Consider the following 22,703-nt stretch of genomic DNA (forward strand, 5'->3'; position numbering starts at 1 on the left):
CGGTAATGGGCCTCGAACTACCGGTGTGGGGAGCTCCAACGGCCGCCTGGGCAGTCGCCACGCTGGGGCTCGTCGGTGCGAGCGTCCTCGACAGGTTCCTCGACGACGACGGGTCCGACGACGACGGTTCCGGTGGTATGGACGGCGACGACGACCCCTTCGGCGGCGACATGGGTGGCGGCATGGGCGGCGGAGGGATGGGCGGCGGCATGGGCGACGGCGGTGGCGGCGGCGACGGCTTCGACGACTTCGACGGGATGGACGAGTGGGACGACGAGTTCGATGACGGCGGCGGCGGTGGCGGTGGCGGCGGCGGCGCGGCCACCGACGAGCTGGAGAACCGGCTCGACGAGCTCGAAAACGAGGTCGCGTCGCTCTCCTCGACCGTCTCGACGGTCCGCTCGGAGAACGAGGAGATCTCGAACGCCGTCGACGACATCGAGGAGGACGTCCGCAACCTGCTCGACATCTACGAGATGGTCACCCGCGGCATCAACCCGTTCGTTGACGACTCCGGCGGCTTCGACAGCGTCGCCGGCGGCGGCGAGGGCTCGTTCGGCATCTTCGACGACGAGGACGCCGGCGAGGAGGAGGACCTCGACGAGGACGTCGCGAACGCCGACGCGGACGGGTTCTTCGACGACGACCTCCTCGACGAGGAGGAGGAGGCCGACGGGTTCGACGAGGAGCTCGACGACGACGGCGACGACGAGGAGTTCGACGACCTCGACGGCGACGACGGCTTCGACGACTTCGACGAGGAGTTCGACGAACTGGACGACGACAGCACGGACGACGCCGCGTCCGAGACCGAAACGGCGGACGACGGAGACGACATGAACGAAGACGGAAAGAGTTTCAGCGAACTGAAAGAAGAGTACGACTCCGGGGAGGCCGACTGGGCCGAAGAGGGCGACGACGGCGCGGACGACGACCCGTTCGACGACGGGGACGACTCGTTCGCCGACCCCGGCGACGAAACCGACTCGTTCGACGACGCCGACGACGGGTTCGACGACGACCTCGGCGGCGCCGTCGAGGACGACGGCGTCGACTTCGACGAGCCGGCCGACCCCGACCCCGAACCGGCGGGCGCGGCCGATCCGGAGCCCGCGCCTGACCCGGAGCCCGCGCCCGACCGCCAGCCCGGCGGCGATCCGGCCGAGGCGACCGGCGGCTTCGAGTACGTCGGCGAGGACGACCTCTCGGGGAGCGGCGGCCGCGGCAAGCCGTACCTCACGGAGCTCCCCGGCGACTACGTCGGCGACCTCCTCGTGATGGAGTGGCTGGAGTTCCTCGTCTCCGAGAGCGACGTCACCGACGCGGTGCGCGCCATCAACTACTACGAGCGGATCGAGTGGATCGGCCCGGACGCCGCGGCGCGGCTCCGCGACTTCCTCTCCGGGTTCGGCACCATCGACCGCAACCTCGTCGACCGGCCGGGCACGGACCGGCTCGTCCGCGAGCACCACACCCGCAGCCTCCGGTACGTGACCCAGCTCAACGGCACGAGCAGCCACACGGTCCTCCTGGACCGCTGGGACGACCTCGCCGGCGGCTCGATGGTCGGCGGCGGCCCCGTCAACGCGCCCCGCGGCGGCCGTCGCGGCGGACGGGCGCGTTCGGGTCGCGGCGGACGCGACGGCCGCGACGCGCGAAGCGACCGACCCGCGCCCGAGCGGAACGGCCACGACGGCGGTCGCCGGGACGCGCCCGACGACCGCGAGCGGCGGACGAACGGTGCGGACCGCGACGACGCGGCGCGAGAAGCGGACGCCGACCGGCACGACGGCCACCGCGACGACCGGCACGACGGCCGCCGCGACGACCGGCACGACGGCCGCCGCGACGACCGGCGCGAGCGGAACGGTTCCACCCGCCCGATGAACGATCCGAATCCCCGTTCCGACCGCGCCGATCCGGCCGACGGAGGGTGGGGAGATGGGCGTTAGCGTCTCCGCGTCCACGGCCATCATCGTCGCGGGGCTGTTCTTCGCGTTCACGACGTTCTACCCCGTGGCGGCCAACGGGCTCGACCGCGTCTCCGACGCCCAGCACGGCGTCAACGAGCGCGCGCTCGAACGGCAGAACACCGAGTTCGCGGTGACGAACGCGACGTTCAACACGACGACCGACACCCTCACCGTCAACGCCACCAACGAGGGGGCGGTCGGCCTCGTCGCCGGCGACGCGACGCTCGTGGTCGGCAACGAGTACGTCGACGTGGGCGGGCCGAACGCCACCACGACGGTCGACGGCGACGGCGACACCGCGCTCTGGCTCGGCGACGAGACGCTCACCGTGCGGGTTTCGCAGGGCGACACGACCACGACGATCGGGGAGGGCACGCGCGTCGTCCTCGTCGTCGAGTCCGGCGTCCGCGACGCCGCGACCGTGACGGAGGTGAGCGCGTAGATGGCCAGCGTCCCCGTCTCGCACCTCATCCTGTTCATCGCCAGCCTGGTGATCGCCGCCGGCGTCGTCGGCACGATCACCACCGGCGTCGACCGGGTGAGCGCGGCCGTCGACGACGCCGGCCTCGACGCGACCGAGCAGCTCCGGACCGACGTGACGATCATCTCGGACCCCAGCGCGGGGGTGTACAACGCGAGCGGCGACCAGAACGTCACGCTGTTGATAAAGAACACCGGTACGTATCGGTTGGCGCCCGACGGCTCCGACCTCGACGTCGTCTTCGACGGCGCGTACGTCCGGCCGGATGCCATCTCCGGGGAGCTCGTCTCCGCGGACGGCGCGAACGCGTGGAGCCGTGGCGACGTGCTCCGGCTCACGATCGACACCAACCAGATCGACGGCTCCGACGGGCTCGCCGACGGCGACCACCGGGTGTTCCTCTCGGTGAACGGCGACGAGGAGCTGTTCCAGTTCCGCGTGGAGGGGGGTAACTGATGCCCCACGACAACCTGCTCTCCCTGGGGCTCGGCGACCGCGACCGGCTCAACAAGGAGCTCGGCGGCGGCATCCCCCGCGGGAGCATCGTCCTCATGGAGGGCGACTACGGGGCCGGGAAAAGCGCCATCTCCCAGCGGTTCGCCTACGGCCTCGTCCAGGAGGGCGCGTCCGTCACGATGATGTCGACGGAGCTCACCGTCCGCGGGTTCATCGACCAGATGCACTCGCTGGAGTACGACATGGTGAAGCCGCTCCTCCAGGAGGAGCTGCTCTTCCTCCACGCCGACTTCGACTCGGGCGGCGCGTTCTCCGACGGCGACGGCGAGCGCAAGGAGCTGCTCAAGCGCCTGATGAACGCCGAGGCGATGTGGAACTCCGACGTCGTCTTCCTCGACACGTTCGACGCCATCTTCCGGAACGACCCCACCTTCGAGGCGCTGGTCCGGAAGAACGAGGAGCGGCAGGCCGCCCTGGAGATCATCTCCTTCTTCCGCGAGATCATCTCGCAGGGGAAGGTCGTCGTGCTCACCGTCGACCCCTCGGCGGTCGACGACGACGCGATCGGGCCGTTCCGGTCCATCGCCGACGTGTTCCTCGAACTGGAGATGATCGAGGTCGGCAACGACATCCGCCGCCAGATCAACGTCAAGCGGTTCGCGGGCATGGGCGAACAGGTCGGCGACACGATCGGGTTCTCGGTGCGTTCCGGAACCGGAATCGTCATTGAGAGCCGCAGCGTCGCCTAACACCATGACCCGTCGACGCACAGTCGGTCCGCGCGCGCGGACCGCGACCACCGCGACCCGGCACAGGACATGACCGAACACGGCACCGCGCAACCGTCCGAAGAGCTCCGAAAGGCGGCCATGCGCCGCCCTCACCTCCGGGAGCACCTCCGCGAGTTCAAACAGATCACCGGGGAGTTCCCGCAGTTCATCGAGGAGCCGAAAGACGAGTACGAGTCCCCCCGGCCGAACGTCATCTACCCGGTCGGCGGCCCCATCTACAGCCACATCTACGGCGACCTCGGGCAGGACACGAAGTACTACGCCATCGAGCCCGAGGTGTCGGGCCCGCAGGCGGAGATCCTCAACGAGGTGAAAAACCGGCTGCTGACCGTGAGCGGCCAGCACAGCGCGCCGGAGAACGAGGCCGAGTACGACGACCTCATCGAGGAGCTGTTAGAGGAGGTCACCCACGTCGACGACTCCGCGTCGGGGTGGCGCAAGGGCCTCTCGAAGCTGAAGAACTTCGGGAAGCTGTCGGTCACCGAGGAGACCTACGAGAACATCCGGTACCGGCTCAACCGCGACATCGTCGGGCTCGGGCCGCTGGAACCGGTGATGCGCGACCCGGCCAACGAGGACATTCACGTCATCGGCCCCAAGGAGTGCCACGTCGACCACGGCACCTTCGGCATGCTGGAGACGACCGTCGACTTCGGGACGCCCCAGGAGTTCGACAACTGGCTGCGCAACATGGGCGAGCGGATCGGCGACCCGCTCTCCGACTCCGACCCCATCGTCGACTCCACGCTGCCGGACGGGTCGCGTATCAACATCATCTACTCCGACGACGTGTCGCTGAAGGGCTCCTCGCTCACCATCCGCCAGGGCGAGGAGGTGCCGCTGTCGATCAACCAGATCACCAACTGGGGGACGCTCTCGCCGGAGCTGGCGGCGTACCTCTGGCTCTGCTTAGAGAACGAGCAGACCGTCTTCGTGGTCGGGGAGACGGCGTCCGGGAAGACGACGACGCTGAACGCCATCCTCTCGTACATCCCCGACGACTCGAAGATCTACACCGCGGAGGACACCGCGGAGGTTATCCCGCCGCACAACACCTGGCAGCAGCTGCTGACCCGCGAGGGCGGCGGCGAGGGCTCCTCCGACGTGGACATGTTCGACCTGGTCGCCGCCGCGCTGCGGTCGCGCCCCGACTACATCATCGTGGGCGAGGTCCGTGGCGCCGAGGGGCGCATGGCGTTCCAGGCGGCCCAGACCGGCCACCCGGTCATGCTGACGTTCCACGCGTCCGACATCGTCTCGATGATCCAGCGGTTCACCTCCGAGCCGATCAACGTCCCGGAGACGTTCATGGACAACGCCGACGTGGCGCTGTTCCAGAACCGCGTGAAGCAGGGCGACCAGGTCCTGCGCCGCGTGACGAGCGTCCAGGAGATCGAGGGGTACTCCAAGGAGATGGAGGGGGTCGTCACCCGCGAGGTGTTCAGCTGGGACCCCGTCGAAGACGAGATCGTCTTCCAGGGGATGAACAACTCCTACGTGCTCGAAGAGCAGATCGCGACGCTCCTGGGCTACGCCGACACCCGCGACATCTACGACGACCTCGACTTCCGCGCGGAGCTCATCGAGCGGATGATCCAGGAGGGGATCTTAGGCTACCACGAGGTCAACGACGCGATCAACTCGTTCCAGCGCGACGGCGTCGAGGGGCTCCCCTTCGACATGCACCGGAACACGAGGTAGCGACGATGGAGGCGATCTAACCGATGGCGGTGAAACAGTTCGGCGACGGGCTCGCGACGGCCGCGCAGCTCACCTCCGAGGTGATGGAGTCGTACGAGCAGCTCGACATCTCCAAGGGGAAGTACGTCGGCCTCGTGTTGCTGCCGGCCCTGTTCGTGTTCCTCGGCAGCGTCGTCGGCCTGGTCGCGCTCCCGCTCCCCTTCGCCGCCCGCGTCCCGATCCCGATGTTCGGCGGGCTCGTCCTGTTCGCGGCCGTCATCTACCCGAAGATCTACCTCTCCAGCCTGGAGACGAAGATCGACAACCAGCTGCACCTCGTGATGACGCACATGACCGTGCTGTCGACGACGAACATCGACCGGATGGAGGTGTTCCGGACGCTGGCACAGGAGGAGGAGTACGGCGTCGCCGCCGAGGAGATCGGCCGCGTCGTCCACCTCGTCGACACGTGGAACCAGAGCCTCGACGACGCCTGTCGCCGCCGCGCGCAGGAGGTCCCCTCCGACGCGATGGCCGACTTCTTCGACCGCCTCGGCTACACGATGGGCGCGGGCCAGTCGCTAGAGGAGTTCCTCGTCTCCGAGCAGGACGTCATGCTCGCGCAGTACGAGACGCGCTACGAGTCCGCGCTCTCGAACCTGGAGGTGATGAAGGACCTGTACATGTCGATGATCCTCTCGATGACGTTCGCGCTGGTGTTCGCCGTCGTCCTCCCGATCCTCACCGGCAACAACCCGACCGCGACGGTGGCGGCCGTCATCGTCCTCTTCGTCTTCGTCCAGCTCGGCTTCTACGCGATGATCCGCGCGACCTCGCCGTACGACCCGATCTGGTACCACCCGGACGAGCGGGCGCCCGGCGACCTCAAGCTGTGGGGCTCGCTGATCGGCGGCGGGGCGCTCTCGCTGCTGCTCATCGGGATCACGGCCGCCGGGATGTTCGGGTTCGGCCCCGGGCTCCCCGGCCTGCTCTTCTTCCTCGACGACGTCCGGCTCCCGCTGTACCTCGCGGTCCCCATCTCGCCGCTGATCATCACCGGGGTCGTCCTCCGGCAGGAGGAACAGGCGATCACCGCCCGCGACGGCGAGTTCCCCTCGTTCGTGCGCGCGCTGGGCGCGACCGAGAGCGCGAAGCAGTCCACGACCACCGACGTGCTGACGACGCTGCGCGACAAGAACTTCGGCGAGCTCTCCGAGGCCATCGAGCGGCTCTACCGCCGGCTCAACATGCGGATCAGCACCGAGGGCGCCTGGCGGGCGTTCACGCGAGACACGCGCTCGTACCTCATCCAGAAGTTCTCCGAGATGTACCTCGTCGGCCGGCGGATGGGCGGGGACCCGAAGCTGCTCGGCGAGCTGATCTCGAAGAACATGAACGCCGTCAACCAGCTGCGCGAGCAGCGCCGGCAGGCGGCGATGACGTTCATCGGGCTGCTGTACGGGATCACCGCGGCCGCGACGTTCGCCTTCTTCATCGGGCTGGAGATCGTCGCCATCCTGGCCGACCTCACCGCCGACTTCGGGCTCGACCAGATGGACATCGGCCAGATCGTCTACCCCGGCGCCTACGACATCCCGCTCATCGAGTACCTCCTGCTCACGGTCGTGCTGTTCAACGCCGCGCTCTCCTCGCAGATGATCCGCCGGATCGACGGCGGCAACCCCGCGAACGGCTACATCCACTTCGTGCTCCTCACGTGGCTCGGCGCTGGCACCGCCATCGCGACGCGGACGCTCGTCAACGCGATCCTGTCGATCTGACCGCGGACGGGCTCTCCCTCGGTCCGATCACTCCTCGAACAGCGTCGGCTCGGCGACCGCCGCGTCGGCGGCGTCGCGCCACGAGCGCGACGGCGCCCACCCGAACAGCCGCGCTGCCTTCCCGATCGCGTAGACGCCGCGGTCGTCGCCCTCGTCGAGCGCATCTGCGTCGACCGCGCAGTCGTCCGGCACCTCGCCGTAGGACTCGCGCAACAGGTCGAGGAGGGGGCGGCCGAGCGCGTTGTCGGCCGCCACGCAGTTGACCGCCTCGTGGGTCCCGGGGTCGACCGCTGGGTCGGATCCAAGGAGGTCCGCGAGCGCGGCCGCGACGAGGTCGGCGACGTCGCGGACGTCGACGTACGACCAGAAGTTGCCGGCGCCCGCGTCGAGGTCGCTCACGTACTCGTCCGCGCGGCAGGCGTAGTCGCCCGGGTACTGGATCCACGACGGACGGACGGAGACGGCGGAAATGTCGTGACGGCGCGCGGCCGCGCCCGCCGCCGCCTCCGCGGTCACCTTCGAGAGCCCGTAGGGGTCCTCCGGGCGGAGCGGGTGGGCCTCGGTGACCGGCAGCTCGTCCGGGAACGGCGTGGGGTCGGCGAAGAAGAAGCCGTAGGCGCCGTCGCTGGAGGCCTGGACGACCGGCGCGTCGGCGCGGCCCGCGGCGTCGCAGACGTGTTTCGCGGCGAGCGCGTTCGTCTCGAACACCCGCCCCTCCGGGTGGGTGCCCGCGACGGGGATCGCCGCCCAGTGGACGACGGCGTCGGGGTCGACCGCGGCGACCACGTCGAGCGCCTGGTCGCGCTCGGCGAGGTCGGCCGCGCGGAACGAGACGTCCGGGGCCGGGTCGACGCCGAGCCCGGGGTGGTCGTAGTCGACGACGACGACCTCGTAGTCGCCCGCGAGCCGGTCGGCGACCCAGCGCCCGGAGGCGCCGCGGCCGCCGGTGACGAGGACTGTGTCCATGCGAACGCCTCGCGCAGCGAGGGCAAAAGCGCGTTGCTCGACGATTTCCCGGCGACGGCGTCCCGGTCTGGAGCGCCGGTCGGCACCCACGGCTTCCCGCTCCGGCAACCTTTAACGCGCAGAACGGTAACTTACGCGCATGGATTGGAAGACAGACTGGGGGTTGCGTGGACGGATGGCGTTCACGATGTTCCTCCTGTTCGCCCTCTACGTCGTGTTCGTCGGAGCCCTGACGGTGTACTTCGGCGACTTCCTGTTCCCGCTGATCATGCTCGGCGGGTTCTCGCTCGCGCAGTACTTCTTCAGCGACAAGCTCGCGCTGCGGAGCATGGGCGCCCGCGAGGTCGACCCCGACGAGTACCCCGACCTCCACCGGCGGATCGAGCGGCTGAGCCAGCAGGCCGACCTCCCGAAGCCCAAGGTCGCGGTCGCGAACACCCGCGTCCCGAACGCCTTCGCGACCGGCCGGAACAAGAAGAACGCGACCGTCGCGGTGACGACCGGGCTCCTGGAGAGCCTCGACGAGGACGAGCTCGACGGCGTGCTCGCCCACGAGCTCGCCCACGTCAAGAACCGCGACGTGATGGTGATGACCATCGCGTCGTTCCTCTCCACCATCGCCTTCTTCATCGTGCGGTGGGGGTGGCTGTTCAGCGGCGACAACCGGCAGGGCGCGCCCGTCATCGTCGCGATCCTCGTGTCGCTTCTGGTGTGGGTGGTCTCGTTCCTGCTCATCCGCGCGCTCTCGCGCTACCGCGAGTACTCCGCCGACCGCGGCGCGGCGCTCATCACCGGGAAGCCCGGCGCGCTCGCCTCGGCGCTGATGACCATCGACGGCCGGATGGACAAGGTGCCCAAGGAGGACCTCCGCGAGGAGGCGGAGATGAACGCGTTCTTCATCATCCCGATCAAGGCCGGCTTCGTCGGGAAGATCGCCTCCACGCACCCCTCGACGGAGAACCGCATCGAGAAGCTCCGCGAGCTGGAAAAGGAGATGGAGACGGCCTGATACTGGTCTGAATCGGAATTTTCGATTGGTTATTTATAAGCTGTTGAGAGTGGGTAGGTGACTAACACCGCCGAAGTCTTAGCCGCTTATTTATAAGACGTTGCGGGCAGGTCGGCGACGAACACCGCCAAAGCCCCAGACGCTCGCTTATAAATAGTCGACCGTAAACCGACGGCGGACACCGCCAAAGCCCCAGCCGCGAGGACTTGCGCGCCTCGTTGCGCGCTTCAGTCGCTCGCGATGCTCGCTCCTTCCAGTGCTTACGTCAGCGGGCTTCGTCCTCGCGGCTGCCCCTTTGAGTCCCGCCCCGCACAGCACCGCACCTCACGCCTCCCCACCCTCGCGGTTCGCTCGGGGCTCCCTCCGGTCGCCCGTCGCTCACCGCGTCCCTCGCGCGTGCTCCTCGCGGCCGCCCCCGGCGGCCGCTCGCAGGCACGCGCCGCCGCAGTTCATTTATAACCAATCGCGCGACAGTCGCGCCGCTGGTCGGTGCGAGCGGACTGAGGGGAGTAAGCCCCCTTCGGTTCGTCCCGACATTCGGCTGAGCGTCCGCGCCGCGGCCGGACTACCTTGTGGCGCGGACTTGCACCGGCGAGGATTCGCCGTTCCATCCGTTCCCGCCCGTCGGCCCTCGTCGGGTTAACTCCCTTCCCTTGCGGGTCGGTTCGCGCGTTCGCGGGGTCACCCGCGAACGCCGTCGGTCGCAGAGGCGACCGCACGCGACTCATCGGTCGGGGCGGGGGGTGTCGTTGCTGTTCCAGAGCCAGCCGTCTCCGACTCCGGGCGTGTGCCCGGTCGCCTGTCCGGCCGGTGGGGGGACTTTCCTCATGCCAGGGGCACGGGAGTCGGGCTCCCTCTGTCCGGTTCGCCGTTTCTCCCGGCGGCGAATAAGCGGTTCGGTCGGGCGCCTCTCGGGCGAGACGCCGCGAGCGCCGCGAGAGCGGTGCCACAAGGGAAGCGTTCAAGTCGTCAGCACTGTAATGGACTCTCATGTCCGAGGCTCAGACCGTTCAGCTGTCGTACGACGACGGTGCACGAGCGGTCGAACTCGCGCGGGAGGCGGTCGAGTCGTTCGTCCGACACGGGCAACGCGAACAGCCCGGCAGCATGCGAGAGGCGTTCTACGCCCGCACGGGCGCTTTTGTTCGGCTCCAGTCGACGCGGGGCCGCGGCCGCCTCCGCGGCTGCGCCGGCGCGTGGGACACCTCAGACCAGCTCGGTCACGCGATCGTCGAGGCCGCCATCAAGGCGGCGTCCGACGACTCCTGCGGCTCCGAGGTGGAGCCGAAGGAGCTCGACAACATCACCGTCTCGGTGTTCGTCGTCTCGAACACCGTCCTCACGAACGACCCCGCCGAGGACCTCGAGATCGGCACGCACGGCGTCGCCGTCGACAGCGGCAACGCCCACGGCTGGCTCTACCCGACGGTCCCCGTCGAGAACGGCTGGTCGGCCGCGGAGTTCCTCTCGCGCACCTGCCGGAAGGCGAAGCTCTCGCCGACCGCGTGGCAGGAGGAGGACACCATGGTGACGCTCATCGAGGGCCAGGTCTTCCGAGAGCGCGCCGACGGCGGCGCCGTCGAGGAGCTGTAGCCCGCCACCCGCCCGCGTTTTCTCCGTCTCGCCGCCCGCGTCAGTCCGCCCCGTAGCCGACGGCCTCCGCGTCCGCGAGCGCCCGCTCCGCCGCCGCCGAGAGGTCGAACGCGTCGCCCGCGACCACCTCGCCGTCGCGGATCACGGGCTCCATGAGCGCCTCGGCGTCCGCCGGTCCCGAGCGGTCCGCCAGCCCGACGGCGTGGCCGCCGTCGTCGGTGCGGTAGACGGCCTTCGCGCCCGAGAGCTTCCCGCGCTTGGCCGCCGGCTCGCCGTCGACGGCGACGAGGTCGAGCGCGAAGTCGACGGGGTCCGCGTTGGAGACGTAGCCGCCGACGCCGAACCCGTCGACGACGTCCCGTAGCTCGCGGAGGTCCGCCGGCCCGAGGCCGCCGGAGACGTACACGTCCACGTCGCCGTGGCCGCGCGCGTCGAGTTCCCACTGTACCTCGCGGACGATGTGTCGGAAGTCGCCGCGGCGCGAGCCCGTCGTGTCGAGGCGGACGCCGTCGAGGTCGTCGCCGAGCGTTTCCACGGCGCGGAGGACCTCGTCGACCTCGTCGGAGTAGGTGTCACACAGCGCGATCCGGGGCGCGTCCGCCGGGACGCCCTCGTCGTAGGCGCGCCAGGCGGCCTCCTGCTCGCCGCGCCCGAAGCAGATGGCGAGCGCGTGCGGCATCGTCCCCGAGGCCTCCCGGCCGAGCAGGTCGCCGGCGGCGACGTGCGAGAAGCCGTCGAACCCGGCCGCCAGCGCGGAGCGCTCGACCGCCGCGGTCATCGCGGGGTGGACGTGGCGCGCGCCGAACGAGAGGATCTGCGAGTCGGGCGCGGCGACCCGGCAGTCCAGCGCCGCCGTCGCCATCCCGGAGACGTGCGAGAGGAAGCCCAGGAGCGACGTCTCCAGCCGCGCGAACGCCAGGTACGGCCCCTCGATCCGCATCACCGGGCCGCCGTCGAACAGCCGCCCCTCGGGGATCGCGTCCACGTCCACGTCGCGCCCGGCGAGCAGCTCGACGGCGTCGCCGAGGCCCGCGAACAGCTCGAACTCCCCGTCCGGGAACTGGTCCGCGGTCACCTCGGCGACCACGCGGGGGTTCCGGCCGGCCGCCTCCAGCGCCGCCTCGGTCCGCTCGAAGTACGCGTCGGTCGCGCGCCCCTCGCGGATCGTGGCCGCGTCGACGATGTCGAACTCGCTCATACGCCTCGGTTCGGCCGCCGGGACGAAAAGCCACCCGTGTCGCGGCGGCCGCGCGGACCGCGCCGTCGTCGGGACCGTCGCCGGGGCCGCACTCGTCGGCGCGCTGCGCGCGCCGGGCTACGTCGACCGTCGCGCGGCCAGCCCGAGCGCGCCCGCGAGGGCGACGAGCGCCGCCGCGACGCCGAAGCCGGGGGTGCTGTCGCTCGTGTCGCCGCCCCCTCCGTCCGCGCCGTCGCTGCCGTCCGCGTCGCCGCTCCCGTCGCCGCCGTCGCTGCTGTTGCCGTCGTCGCCGTCGGTGCCGTCTGAGCCGTCGCCGTCGCTCCCGTCCGCGCCGTCGGTGCCGTCGGCGTCCGGGAGCGTCAGGTCGGCGTCCGGCCGGAGTTCGAGGACGCCCTCCGGCGAGGGCGCGTGGGTTATCGTCACGCTCGTCCCGTCGCGCTCGACGCCGTAGGCGCCGGGGAAGTCGCTCTCCGGGCCGATCTCGTAGACGGTCCCGTCGGCGTACTCGGCTTCCCCGTGCGCGGTCAGCATCCGCACGTAGGCGTCGCGGAACGCCTCGGCGTCGTCGGCGGTCTGCCACTCGGTCGCCCAGACGTAGCCGTCGCGGTCGCCGTTCCGGTAGGGGTACAGCTCGTCGTCGGCCCAGCCGTCCGTCACGGGGTGGGCGTAGTTGTACACCGCCCGCGACTCGAGCTGGGCCTCCGTGTCGAGGTGGATCTGGACGTTCTGTTGAACGGTCGCGTCGGGCGCTAACACGGCGTGCCGGTACTCCAAGCTCTGGTACCAGAACATGACGAACATCGACGCCTCGCCCGCGGTCTCCGCGCCGTCGACGCCCTGGTCCGGGTAGGTCTCCCACCCGCCGGTCGCGGCGTCCTCGAACGTGACGTTCCCCTCCTCGTAGCCGGGGTTGCGGTGGATGACCTCCGCCGTCGACGCCGGCGGGTCGTTCATCGTCTCGTTGACGGCCGCCCACCCGCCATCGTCGCGGAGTTCGCGGACGTACAGCGCGCCGTCCCCGTACGGCTGGAGGACGGTCTGGAGGATGCCGAAGTTGAAGTCGGCGCCGCCGCCCCCGCCGCCGTCGCTCTCGGGCGGCTCGGCGCAGGTCCAGTTGTCGGCGCAGCGGGCGGCGTACCGCTCCTCGACGTGGACCGCCTCCCCCTCGACGATCCCGTCGACCGCGAGGTCGCCGTCCTGGGTCGCGCCGACGTAGCGCGGGTCGGTGAGGTCGTGGTACTGGTCTTGCATCGCGTGGAGCAGCTCGTGCGCGAGCGTCGAGGGGTCGATGTCGGGCGACTCGCCGTCGGGGACGACGATGACGATCCGGTCCTGCGAGGGCGAGTAGAAGCCGGAGACCGCGCCGCCGAACACCGAGTCGATCTCGCTGTTGGCGTTCGTGTCGTCGCCGACGACGAACAGCGCCTCCCACACCTGGTCGTTCCAGCGGCGGAACGCCGCGGACCCGTTGCCGCTCGCGGTGTCGTTGACGTACTCGCTCCGAGTGACCGTCTCGACCGGCACGTCCTCCTTGAACGGGCGCTGCCGGACGTGCTCGACCCGGGCCATCGTGAGGTCGGTCAGCGCCGACAGCTGGGACTCGTTGAGCCCGTCCGTCTCCGCGAAGTCGACCGACTCCTCGTAGTGGGTCCCGTTCCAGCAGCCCACCAGGTCGGGGCCGTCGCCGGGGCCGCACTCGTCGGCGGACGCGGAGGGCGCTGCGCCCGGCGCCGTCGGCCCGGTGCCGGACGCGGCGGGGACCGCGCCGGCGTCGGGAGCGGCGGCGACGCCGGCGGTGAACGCGACACAGAGGACGGCGACCGCGGCGACGGCGGCGGCCGCGGTCGAGAGGGTGAGAACCCGTCGCATACGAATCGTATCGGCCGCCCCGGTAAGTAGTTTGTCGGTTCCTTCGGCGCCGCGGCCGGCGGATTTTTCCGTCCGATCTGGCGGTCCGCGGACGCCCCGGCGCGGCGTTCCCGTCGTCGTCCGGGCAACCCGGGGGCCGCGAGCGGGACGACGGTTTTTGTCCGCCGCGCGGTAACCGGCGGTATGGCGTTCGATCCGACAGCAACCGCGGTGGTCGTCGTGGACATGCAAAACGGGTTCTGTCACCCCGACGGGAGCCTCTACGCCGAGCCGAGCGAGGCCGCGATCGAGCCGGTGACGGCGCTCGTGGACCGCGCCCGCGAGGCCGGCGCGTCCGTCGTCTACACCCGCGACGTCCACCCGCCCGAACAGTTCGACGAGACCCACTACTACGACGAGTTCGACCGGTGGGGCGAACACGTCGTCGAGGGGTCGTGGGACGCCGAACTCGTCGACGACCTCGACGTGCGCGACGGGGACCACGTCGTCGAGAAGCACACCTACGACGCCTTCTACCGGACCGACCTGGAGGGGTACCTCGACGCGCACGGCGTCGACGACCTACTGATCTGCGGCACGCTCGCGAACGTCTGCGTCCTCCACACCGCCGGCAGCGCCGGGCTCCGGGACTACCGCCCGGTCGTGGTCGAGGACGCGCTCGGGTACATCACCGAGGAGCACCGCGAGTACGCCGTCGACCACGCTGACTGGCTGTTCGGCGAGACGACGACCCGCGACGCGGTCGCGTTCGCGTCGGGGTAGCCGCGCGTCCCCGACCTCTACCGACGGCGAACGTTCCGGATTTCCGTAATTATCGCGCGCGGAAATCGGCGTGTAACGCTTTTCACCGCCGGCCGGAACCGGGAGGTATGGACATCTCTCGACGGGGCGTGCTCGGGGGCCTCGGCGCGGTCTGCGCGGTCGGCGCCGTCGGCTTCGCGGGCGCGGCGACGGTGACCGACGGCGCGGCGGTCGACGGCCTCGGCGGTATCGGCGGCGACGGCCCGGCGGCGACGGGCGACGGGACGGACGAGGAGACGGCGCCGCAGTCGGCCGCCGTCGACCCCGAGGCGCCGTTCGAGGCGCGGCTGACCGGCGACGACGGCACCGACGCGCTGCTGTTCGACGCGAGCGACCTCGACGTGGTCAAGGGCGTCTTCGCGAGGGACGGCGAGTTCCTCGTCCAGGTCGTGCTCTCCGGAGCGGGCGTCGACTCGTTCCGGAGCCGCCTCGACGGGGCCGGCGCGACCGACGACCCGGCCGCGTTCGTGGTGTCGATGACGCTCGACGGGACCGAGGTGCGCCGCGTCGAACTCGACCGGGAGACGGTCGACGCGCTCACGGGCTCCGAGTGGGGGGGCGTGCTGACGCTCCCGTTCGGGCAGGAGTCGGTCGCCCGGTCGGTGTACGACCGACTGGCCGACGACTGACCAGTCAGGTTCGGCGCGGTCGCGACCGCGCCGCGATCCGCCGCTCGCCGACGGTTCCGGTGGGGTAGCGTTTTGTCGCTCGCCCCCGTGTTCCCGCCGTGAGCGACGACCCGGCGAACGACGGCGGCCGCCCGTGTCCGGTCTGCGAGACGCCGATGTACCACCGACACTGTAAGTACGTCTGTCCGGCTCACGGCGTCGTCTACGACTGTAGTGACACCTTCTACTGACCCGACGTGCGATTCGCTCGCCGCCTCGGTCGGCGGACGCGACGGGGACGCTCGGGATCCAAACTGTGTCGTGCGAACTGTTATGTTCTTGGAGGCCGACTTTTCTGCTATGATGGGCGACCCGTACGCGACCCTCCTTGCCGACCGCTCGGGGTCAGCATGGTAGAGCAAACACAGGTTGCCCGGAGCAAGCGGATCCAGCGCCGCACCGGGAAGACGTTCCACGTCGCCACCCGGCTGCTGCCCCAGCGGATCCGCCACCCGACGTACGTGCTGTACGGGTTCTTCCGCATCGCCGACGAGGTCGTCGACGCCGAGGACACCGGACCGCCAGCCGAACAGCGGGCCGAACTCGACCGCCTCCGAGCGGCCGCGCTCGGCGAGGAGCCGACCGACGACCCCGTGTTGGAGGCGTTCGCCGAGGTGGTCGAGCGCAACGACATCCCCGACGAGGACGTCCACTCGTTCGTGGACGCGATGGAGAGCGACATCGACACCGACCGCTACGAGACGTACGCCGACCTGGAGGCGTACATGGACGGCTCCGCCGCCGCCGTCGGCCGGATGATGACGGCGATCATGGACCTCGACCCGGAGGAGGAGGCCGAGGCGCTCCCGCACGCGACGAAGCTCGGGGAGGCGTTCCAGATGACGAACTTCCTCCGCGACGTCCGCGAGGACGTGGTCGAGCGCGACCGCATCTACCTCCCCTTAGAGACCCTCCGCCGCCACGGCGTGAGCGAGGACCAGATCCTCGACCTGGAGTTCGACGAGGACGTCGCGGCCGCGATCCGTGAGGAGATGGCCCGCACCGAGCGGCTCTACGAGGAGGGCGTCGCGGGGATCAAGTACCTCCCCGAGGACTGCCAGCTGGCGGTGCTGCTCGCGGCGGTGCTGTACGTCGACCACCACCGGCTCATCCGGAACCGCGGCTACGACACCGTCTCGGCCACTCCGGAGCTGTCGCTCACCCGGAAGCTGTCGCTGCTCGTCCGCACGCGCTGGAAGTGGCAGTGGAACCGCGACCCGGAGGCGGTGTTCTACGACATGTGTACCGACTTCGACCCCGCCCGCGAGTCCCACGGACACGGTCCCCACGGGACGGGCGTCCCGCAGACGGACTGAGCGGCCCGCATGGACCGCTCCCGGTTCGTCTCGCTCGCGTTCGCCGCGTTCGGCCTCGTGTTCGTCTCCTTCCTCCTCCGCGGGACGACGCGGCTGGTCGCGCCCTACGAGGTCGCGGTCGCGGTGTCGGCCTCGGTCCTCTTCGCGGCGGCCGCGCTCCTGGCCGTCCTCCTCGTCCTCGCCGTCCTCGACGTGACCGGGATCCGGCGGCTGGGGTGAGTCGGAACGCCCTTGCCCCGCCGTCCCCGACGACAGGTATGGACGTACGAACCGTCGCGGACCTCTCGCCGGCCGAGCGGCGCGCCTTCTTCGAGCGCGACGCGGGCGTCGAGGGGGTCCGCGAAGACGTGCGGGAGATCGTCGAGCGAGTCCGCGAGGAGGGCGACGTCGCGGTCCGCGAGTTCGCGGAGGAGTTCGACGGCGTCGCCGTCGGCAACGTCGACGTCACCGACGACGCGGCGCGGGCGCACGAGGAGCTGGCCGACGCGGGCGACCCGGTCCTCGACGCGGTCCAGGAGGCGGCCGCGAACGTCCGCGAGTTCCACGAGCGACAGCGCCCGGAGGACTGGCGCGACGACTTCGGCGGCCGCGAGCTCGGCCGCCGCTTCCGGCCGATCGACCGCGTCGGCGTGTACGTGCCCGGCGGCGCGGCCGCGTACCCCTCCAGCGCGCTGATGGGGATCATCCCGGCGGTCGTCGCGGGCGTCGACCACGTCGCGGTCGCGACGCCGCCGGCCGACGAGCTCAACCCCGTCACCCTCGCGGCGATCCACGAGGCCGGCGCCGACGCGGTGTACCAGGTCGGCGGCGCGCAGGCGATCGGCGCGCTCGCGTACGGGACGGAGACGGTGACCCGGGTCCAGAAGGTCGTGGGGCCGGGGAACAAGTGGGTCACCGCCGCCAAGTCGATCGTCCAGGGGGACGTGGAGATCGACTTCCTCGCCGGCCCGAGCGAGGTGCTGGTCCTCGCCGACGGGACGGCCGACCCCGACCTCGTCGCGGCCGACCTCGTCGCGCAGGCCGAGCACGACCCGAACGCCTCGGTCGTCGCGGTCACCGACGACGCCGACCTCGCCGCGGCCGTCGCCGACGCGGTCGACGCGCAGGCCGCCGAGCGCGAGCGCGAGGAGACGATCCGGGCCGCGCTCGACAACGAGGCCTCCGGGGTCCTCCGCGCGCGCTCGATGCCCGAGGCGGTCCTCTTCGCCGAGGAGTACGCGGCCGAGCACCTCTCGATCGTCGCCGACGACGACGAGGCGCTCTTGGACCGGATCACCAACGCCGGCTCGGTCTTCCTCGGGCCGTACTCCCCCGTCGCGGCCGGGGACTACGCGGCCGGGACGAACCACGTGCTGCCGACGAACGGCGGCGCGAAGCGGTACGGCGGACTCTCGGTCGACACCTTCCTGCGGTCCTCGACCGTCCAGCGGCTCGACCGCGACGCCCTCGATGACCTCTCCGAAACGGTCACGACGCTCGCCGACGCCGAGGGGCTGGAGGCGCACGCGGAAAGCGTGCGGAAGCGGTTCGAGTAGCCCGACCCCTCGGAGCGGTTTCGATAGCCATATATAGCGCTCTGCGTCGAACACATAGACTCAATAACAGAAACGGCGGTACCCTCCGGATCGGAGCGGCCTGAAATACCATATTCGGCTCATAGCAGCCTTCTTACCCGCTAAGACGCCTGTTCGAGCCGTAATGGTGGACGACACCGACGGACGACGGGAATCGAACTCGCGGCGGAAGTTCCTCATCGCGGGCGGCGCGGCCGCGCTGAGCGGTCTGGCGGGCTGCTCCGGCGCGTCGAGTTCGGGCGGCGACGGCTCGGACGGTGCCGACGGGAGCGGCGGCGGTTCGAGTGGCAGCGGAAGCGACGGGGGCGACGGCGAGTCCGGCGACCCGATGCTGGCCGACGCGAGCGAGTTCGACCCCGCGGAACCGGCCTGGGACGAGAACAACTACCTGTCGGCGGCGCTGACCGACGCGGGCTACCAGCGCGGGTCGACGACCGACCTCGAGAACATGCGAAACCGAGAGGTCGAGGAGGTCCCGCACGGCGATCCGGTCCGGGAGACTCCGAGCGACGAGAGCGAGCTGCTGGACCCCGACACGCTGGTGTTCACCGAGAGCCCGAGCGAGGACGTTCAGGGGCGGTTCGAAGAGGACTTCCAGGCGGTCTTCGACCGCATCGAGGAGGAGACCGGGAAGCCGGTCGAGTTCAGTAAGGTCGACAGCTACGCGGCGTCCGTCGAGGCGATGCGCTCGGAGCGCGCCCACATCGCGAACTTCTCGACCGGCACGACCGCGTTCGCGGTCAACCTCGGCGGCGCAGTCCCGTTCGGGGTCGGACTCACTCCCGAGGAGGAGTTCGGCTACCGGTTGTTCGCGACCACTCGCGCCGACGCGGACGACATCCAGAGCGTCGAGGACTTCGCCCGCGACGACGTGAAAGTCGGCCACTCCGAGCCCGCCTCGAACTCCGGACACCAGGCCCCCTCGGCCCTCTTCGACCAGTACTTCGACGTGACCGCCGAAGAGGACTACGAGGTCAACTTCTCGGGCGGCCACGGCAACACCACGCGCGGCATCGCGGCCGGCGACTACGACGCCGGCCCGATCTGCTCGACCTGTTTCGTCGACACCGTCGAGGCCCAGAGCGACCTCAGCTTCGACGATTTCAAAGTGGTGTGGGCGTCGGCGCCGTTCCCGAGCGGCCCCGTCGCGTACCGCTACAACCTCAAGCCGGAGATCCAGGAGGGGATCGAGCGCGCGTACCTCGAGTCCGACTTCTCGGGGACGGCCTATCAGGAGCGGACGGGGTACAACAAGTTCGTCCCGATCGACTACAGGACGGTCTGGAAGGACATCATGATCATCCAGCGGTACAACGGCGTCGAGTACGAGCGGAGCGCGCTCGGGTCGTAGATGTTGCGAGTCACCGACCTCCGGAAGACGTACGCCACCGGCGACGAGGCGCTACAGGGCGTCACGATGTCCGTCGAGGGAAGCGAGACCGTCGCGATGATCGGTCCCAGCGGGGCCGGCAAGTCGACGTTCATCCGGTGTGTCAACCGGCTGACCGAGCCCAGCGGCGGTCGGGTCTACCTCGACGAGACGGAGCTGACCGGGCTCGGTGACGACGCGCTGCGGTCGGCCCGTCGCGACATCGGCATGATCTTCCAGGAGTACAACCTCGTCGAGCGGCTGACCGTGATGGAGAACGTGCTCACGGGCCGGCTGGGGTACGTCTCCGCGTGGCAGGCGTTCCGACGGTCTTTCCCTCCCGAGGACATCGAACGCGCGTACCAGATCCTCGACCGCGTCGGGCTGGCCGACATGGAGAACAAGCGCGTCGACGAGCTCTCTGGCGGCCAGCGCCAGCGGGTCGGCATCGCGCGGGCGGTGATCCAGCAGCCGAAGATCCTGCTGGTCGACGAGCCGACGTCGAGCTTGGACCCTGAGACCTCGGACACGGTGATGCGACTGCTGACCGACATCGCCGCAGAGCGCGAGGTCCCGGTGTTGATCAACATCCACGAGGTCGACCTCGCGATGGAGCACGCCGACCGGATCGTCGGACTTCACGACGGCGAGCTCGTGTTCGAGGGCCCGCCCTCGGAGCTCGACCAGCGCGGGCTCGACCAGGTGTACCGGGGCGCGGCGGTGCCCGAGAACACCGACGGCGAGAAGCCGCGGTCGCGGTCCGACGGCGACGCCCTGTCGAACGCGGACCGACCGCTCGCGGGGGAGACCTGAATGGCAGCCGGCAACCGGACCTGGGAGCGGCCGACCGTCTTCCCGCGGCGAGGGATGAAGTGGGCGGTGTACGCCGGGATCGTCGGGTTCTTCCTCTGGTCCGGCGTCGGGGTCGGCGCCGACCCCGCGCGGATCGCGCAGGGGCTCGGGAGCGCCGGCTCGCTCGTCGGGGACTTCCTCCCGCCCTCGGCGACCCCGCGACAGGCCCAGCGGATCCTCGACAAGATGCTCGAGAGCGTCGCGATGGCGATGGTGTCGACGCTCACCGGCATCGTGCTGAGCGTCCCGATAGCGTTCATGGCCGCGGAGAACCTCTCGCCGAAGCCGCTGTACGCGATCAACAGGGGGTTCATCTCCGTCTCCCGGGCGTTCAACGCGATCATCGTCGGCATCATCGCGGTCAAGGCCATCGGGTTCGGACCGCTCGCGGGCATCCTCACGATCACGTTCAAGACGGTCGGCTTCTTCTCGAAGCTCCTCGCCGAGGACCTCGAAGACATCGACATGGGGTCGGTCGACGCGGTCCGGGCGTCCGGCGCCTCGCCGATCCAGACGCTCCTCTACGGGGTCGTCCCGCAGATCATCCCGCGGTTCGCCGGGCTCTCCGTGTACCGGTGGGACATCAACATCCGGACCTCGACGATCATCGGCATCGTCGGGGCCGGCGGGATCGGGTCGGTGCTGCTGACCGCGTTCAACCGGTACGACTACCAGTACGTCACGGCCATCCTGCTCGCGATCATCACGGTCGTCCTCGTGGCCGAGGGCGTCAGCGCGGTCGTGCGACGGAGGTACAACTGATGGCGGTCGAGCAACCGAGCTGGGACCGGTTCGACCGGCGGCGGCGGATCACCCGGTTCGTCCTCCTCCTCGCCGCCGCCGTCTCCGTGATCGCCTCCTGGCAGTTCATGGACACCGGCGTCGTCAGGCCGGAGACGATCCCGCGGGAGGTCGGCGACCTCCTGACCCGGATGTACCCGCCGGACGTGGCGTACACCACGCGGATCGTCCAGCCGCTGATCGAGACGGTCCAGATCGCCGCGCTGGGGACGCTCGGCGCCCTGGTGCTCGCGATTCCGGTGGCGCTGCTCGCCGCCGAGAACACCACGCCGAACGGCGCGACCTTCTGGCTCGGGAAGCTCATCGTGACGGTGAGCCGGTCGGTCAACACCATCATCTGGGCGCTGTTTTTCGTCGTGCTGTTCGGGTCGGGACCGCTCGCCGGCGCCGTCGCCATCGTGTTCCGCTCGGTCGGCTTCCTCGGGAAGCTGCTCGGCGAGGAGATCGAAGAGATCGACTTCGGGCAGGTCGAGGCGGTGCGGGCGTCCGGCGCGTCGCAGGCGCAGGTGCTGCTCTACGGCGTCCTCCCGCAGGTCAAGCCCGCGCTCGTCGGGCTGTCGATCTACCGGTGGGACATCAACATCCGCGACTCGACGGTGCTCGGCTTCGTCGGCGCGGGCGGTATCGGCGTCGAGCTGTTCCGCGCGGTCAACGCCTTCGCGTGGCAGTCGGTCGCGATGGTGCTGATCGTCATCCTCGGGGTCGTGGTCGTCACCGAGAGCCTGTCGGCGTACACCCGGGGGCTGGTCAGATGAGCCCGCCCCGACCGGACGGCTACGAGACGGTCCTGTTCGACATGGACGGCGTCGTTCTCGAGGGTCGCGAGACCGCCCCGGTGGTCCGCTCGCGCGCCCTCGACGACGTGCTCGCCGACCGGGACGTGACCGTTTCCCCGGCGCGCCGCGAGTCGCTGGCGCGCCCCGCCTACGATGACGCGTTCCGCGCGGCCTGCGAGGGGCTCGGCCTCGACCCCGCGCGCCTCTTCCGAGAGCGCGAGGAGCGGAGCGCGACGCGCGCCGTCGAGCGGCTGGCGGCCGGGATGCGACGGCTCCACCGGGACGTGACGGTCTTCGACGCGCTGGCCGACCGCGCGACGCTGGGACTGGTGAGCAACAACTACCACCCGACCGTCGAGTTCGTCGTCGACCACTTCCGGCTCGACGAGTTCGCGTTCGTCCGCGGCCGTGACCCCGGTCCCGATGGATACGGGCGTCGGAAGCCCGACCCGCACTACCTCAACGAGGCCCTCGACGCCCTCGACGCGACCGACGCGATATACGTCGGGGACCGGGCGACCGACGTGATCGCCGCTGACCGGGCCGGGATCGACAGCGCGTTCATGCGGCGCGACCACAACGCGGACCGCGACCTCGACGTCGAGCCGACCGCGGAGATCGAGAGCCTCCGCGAGCTGCTCCCCCTCGCTGGCGGCTCGTCCCCCGACCCGTCCGCGACGCCGTCGGCTCGCCCCGCCGACTCGCCGAACTCGGACGCCGACCGCGGTCGCCCGTCCGAATAGGGTCGC

22 protein-coding genes and 1 other RNA gene are annotated in these 22,703 nt (G+C 70.3%); 19 read left to right on the forward strand and 4 right to left on the reverse strand.

Features of this window, described 5'->3' with window-relative positions; translation table 11 throughout:
• Positions 1–5 precede the first annotated feature (5 nt).
• From HPS36_RS08005 to flaJ, 6 genes are all read left to right on the forward strand, one after another.
• Positions 6–1,952, forward strand: a complete 1,947-nt coding sequence (locus tag HPS36_RS08005) for a FlaD/FlaE family flagellar protein (protein WP_173229679.1) — start codon at positions 6–8, stop codon at positions 1,950–1,952.
• Positions 1,942–2,415: a flagellin gene (locus HPS36_RS08010; RefSeq protein WP_173229680.1), complete on the forward strand. Its 474-nt coding sequence runs from the start codon at positions 1,942–1,944 to the stop codon at positions 2,413–2,415. The genes HPS36_RS08005 and HPS36_RS08010 overlap by 11 nt, the downstream gene beginning before the upstream one ends.
• Complete coding sequence (locus HPS36_RS08015; protein WP_137716893.1) at positions 2,416–2,910, forward strand: flagellar protein G; 495 nt, start codon at positions 2,416–2,418, stop codon at positions 2,908–2,910.
• Positions 2,910–3,659, forward strand: a complete 750-nt coding sequence (locus HPS36_RS08020; protein WP_053770468.1) for an ATPase domain-containing protein — start codon at positions 2,910–2,912, stop codon at positions 3,657–3,659. The genes HPS36_RS08015 and HPS36_RS08020 overlap by 1 nt, the downstream gene beginning before the upstream one ends.
• A gap of 69 nt (positions 3,660–3,728) precedes the next feature.
• On the forward strand, positions 3,729–5,402 hold the full coding sequence (locus HPS36_RS08025; protein WP_121563101.1) for a type II/IV secretion system ATPase subunit: 1,674 nt from the start codon (positions 3,729–3,731) through the stop codon (positions 5,400–5,402).
• A 23-nt stretch (positions 5,403–5,425) separates the two neighbouring features.
• Complete coding sequence (flaJ, locus tag HPS36_RS08030) at positions 5,426–7,162, forward strand: archaellar assembly protein FlaJ (protein WP_173229682.1); 1,737 nt, start codon at positions 5,426–5,428, stop codon at positions 7,160–7,162.
• A gap of 27 nt (positions 7,163–7,189) precedes the next feature.
• Here flaJ and HPS36_RS08035 read toward each other — a convergent pair whose 3' ends face one another.
• Complete coding sequence (locus HPS36_RS08035) at positions 7,190–8,128, reverse strand: NAD-dependent epimerase/dehydratase family protein (RefSeq protein WP_173229684.1); 939 nt, start codon at positions 8,126–8,128, stop codon at positions 7,190–7,192.
• Between the two features lie 139 nt (positions 8,129–8,267).
• Here HPS36_RS08035 and htpX point away from each other — a divergent pair, with 139 nt between their 5' ends.
• Entirely contained in the window at positions 8,268–9,137 is an 870-nt protein-coding gene (gene htpX / locus HPS36_RS08040; RefSeq protein ID WP_137716896.1) for a zinc metalloprotease HtpX, read from the forward strand.
• Positions 9,138–9,635: 498 nt separating this feature from the next.
• Here the strand turns inward: htpX and rnpB are convergent.
• An RNA gene (gene rnpB, locus HPS36_RS08045) (RNase P RNA component) lies at positions 9,636–9,998 on the reverse strand.
• A gap of 129 nt (positions 9,999–10,127) precedes the next feature.
• On the opposite strand from rnpB, the gene HPS36_RS08050 reads away from it, so the two are divergent.
• Positions 10,128–10,730, forward strand: a complete 603-nt coding sequence (locus tag HPS36_RS08050) for a TIGR00296 family protein (RefSeq protein WP_121563097.1) — start codon at positions 10,128–10,130, stop codon at positions 10,728–10,730.
• 40 nt (positions 10,731–10,770) lie between these two features.
• On the opposite strand, the gene HPS36_RS08055 is transcribed toward HPS36_RS08050, so the two are convergent.
• Together HPS36_RS08055 and HPS36_RS08060 are read right to left on the reverse strand one after the other, a co-directional pair.
• On the reverse strand, positions 10,771–11,928 hold the full coding sequence (locus tag HPS36_RS08055; protein ID WP_173229686.1) for a nicotinate phosphoribosyltransferase: 1,158 nt from the start codon (positions 11,926–11,928) through the stop codon (positions 10,771–10,773).
• A 117-nt stretch (positions 11,929–12,045) separates the two neighbouring features.
• Complete coding sequence (locus HPS36_RS08060; protein WP_173229688.1) at positions 12,046–13,797, reverse strand: Hvo_1808 family surface protein; 1,752 nt, start codon at positions 13,795–13,797, stop codon at positions 12,046–12,048.
• Positions 13,798–13,980: 183 nt separating this feature from the next.
• Between HPS36_RS08060 and HPS36_RS08065 the strand changes: the two genes are divergently transcribed.
• From HPS36_RS08065 to HPS36_RS08110, 11 genes are all read left to right on the forward strand, one after another.
• On the forward strand, positions 13,981–14,559 hold the full coding sequence (locus HPS36_RS08065; protein WP_121563094.1) for a cysteine hydrolase family protein: 579 nt from the start codon (positions 13,981–13,983) through the stop codon (positions 14,557–14,559).
• Between the two features lie 107 nt (positions 14,560–14,666).
• Positions 14,667–15,227 (forward strand): hypothetical protein, encoded by a 561-nt coding sequence (locus HPS36_RS08070; protein ID WP_173229690.1) that lies wholly within the window; start codon positions 14,667–14,669, stop codon positions 15,225–15,227.
• Positions 15,228–15,325: 98 nt separating this feature from the next.
• Positions 15,326–15,457 carry an HVO_2523 family zinc finger protein gene (locus tag HPS36_RS16995; RefSeq protein WP_255409708.1) on the forward strand — a complete coding sequence of 44 codons (132 nt, stop codon included), beginning with the start codon at positions 15,326–15,328 and terminating at the stop codon, positions 15,455–15,457.
• A gap of 159 nt (positions 15,458–15,616) precedes the next feature.
• Positions 15,617–16,582 (forward strand): phytoene/squalene synthase family protein, encoded by a 966-nt coding sequence (locus HPS36_RS08075; RefSeq protein ID WP_173229692.1) that lies wholly within the window; start codon positions 15,617–15,619, stop codon positions 16,580–16,582.
• Between the two features lie 9 nt (positions 16,583–16,591).
• The gene (locus tag HPS36_RS08080) at positions 16,592–16,801 is read left to right on the forward strand and encodes a hypothetical protein (protein WP_173229694.1); all 210 of its coding nucleotides are present in this window, start codon (positions 16,592–16,594) and stop codon (positions 16,799–16,801) included.
• Between the two features lie 38 nt (positions 16,802–16,839).
• On the forward strand, positions 16,840–18,117 hold the full coding sequence (gene hisD / locus HPS36_RS08085; RefSeq protein ID WP_173229696.1) for a histidinol dehydrogenase: 1,278 nt from the start codon (positions 16,840–16,842) through the stop codon (positions 18,115–18,117).
• Positions 18,118–18,280: 163 nt separating this feature from the next.
• The gene (gene phnD, locus HPS36_RS08090; protein ID WP_394353755.1) at positions 18,281–19,507 is read left to right on the forward strand and encodes a phosphate/phosphite/phosphonate ABC transporter substrate-binding protein; all 1,227 of its coding nucleotides are present in this window, start codon (positions 18,281–18,283) and stop codon (positions 19,505–19,507) included.
• On the forward strand, positions 19,508–20,338 hold the full coding sequence (gene phnC, locus HPS36_RS08095; RefSeq protein ID WP_173229698.1) for a phosphonate ABC transporter ATP-binding protein: 831 nt from the start codon (positions 19,508–19,510) through the stop codon (positions 20,336–20,338).
• A complete protein-coding gene (phnE, locus tag HPS36_RS08100) occupies positions 20,339–21,139 on the forward strand; it encodes a phosphonate ABC transporter, permease protein PhnE (protein WP_173229700.1) in 801 nt (266 codons plus the stop codon). It begins immediately after the preceding gene.
• Complete coding sequence (gene phnE / locus HPS36_RS08105) at positions 21,139–21,933, forward strand: phosphonate ABC transporter, permease protein PhnE (RefSeq protein ID WP_173229702.1); 795 nt, start codon at positions 21,139–21,141, stop codon at positions 21,931–21,933. Before phnE (HPS36_RS08100) ends, phnE (HPS36_RS08105) begins: the two co-directional genes overlap by 1 nt.
• Positions 21,930–22,697 carry an HAD family hydrolase gene (locus HPS36_RS08110; RefSeq protein ID WP_173229704.1) on the forward strand — a complete coding sequence of 256 codons (768 nt, stop codon included), beginning with the start codon at positions 21,930–21,932 and terminating at the stop codon, positions 22,695–22,697. The genes phnE (HPS36_RS08105) and HPS36_RS08110 overlap by 4 nt, the downstream gene beginning before the upstream one ends.
• The last annotated feature ends 6 nt before the right edge of the window (positions 22,698–22,703 follow it).

This window comes from Halorubrum salinarum, from assembly GCF_013267195.1.
GTDB lineage: Archaea > Halobacteriota > Halobacteria > Halobacteriales > Haloferacaceae > Halorubrum > Halorubrum salinarum.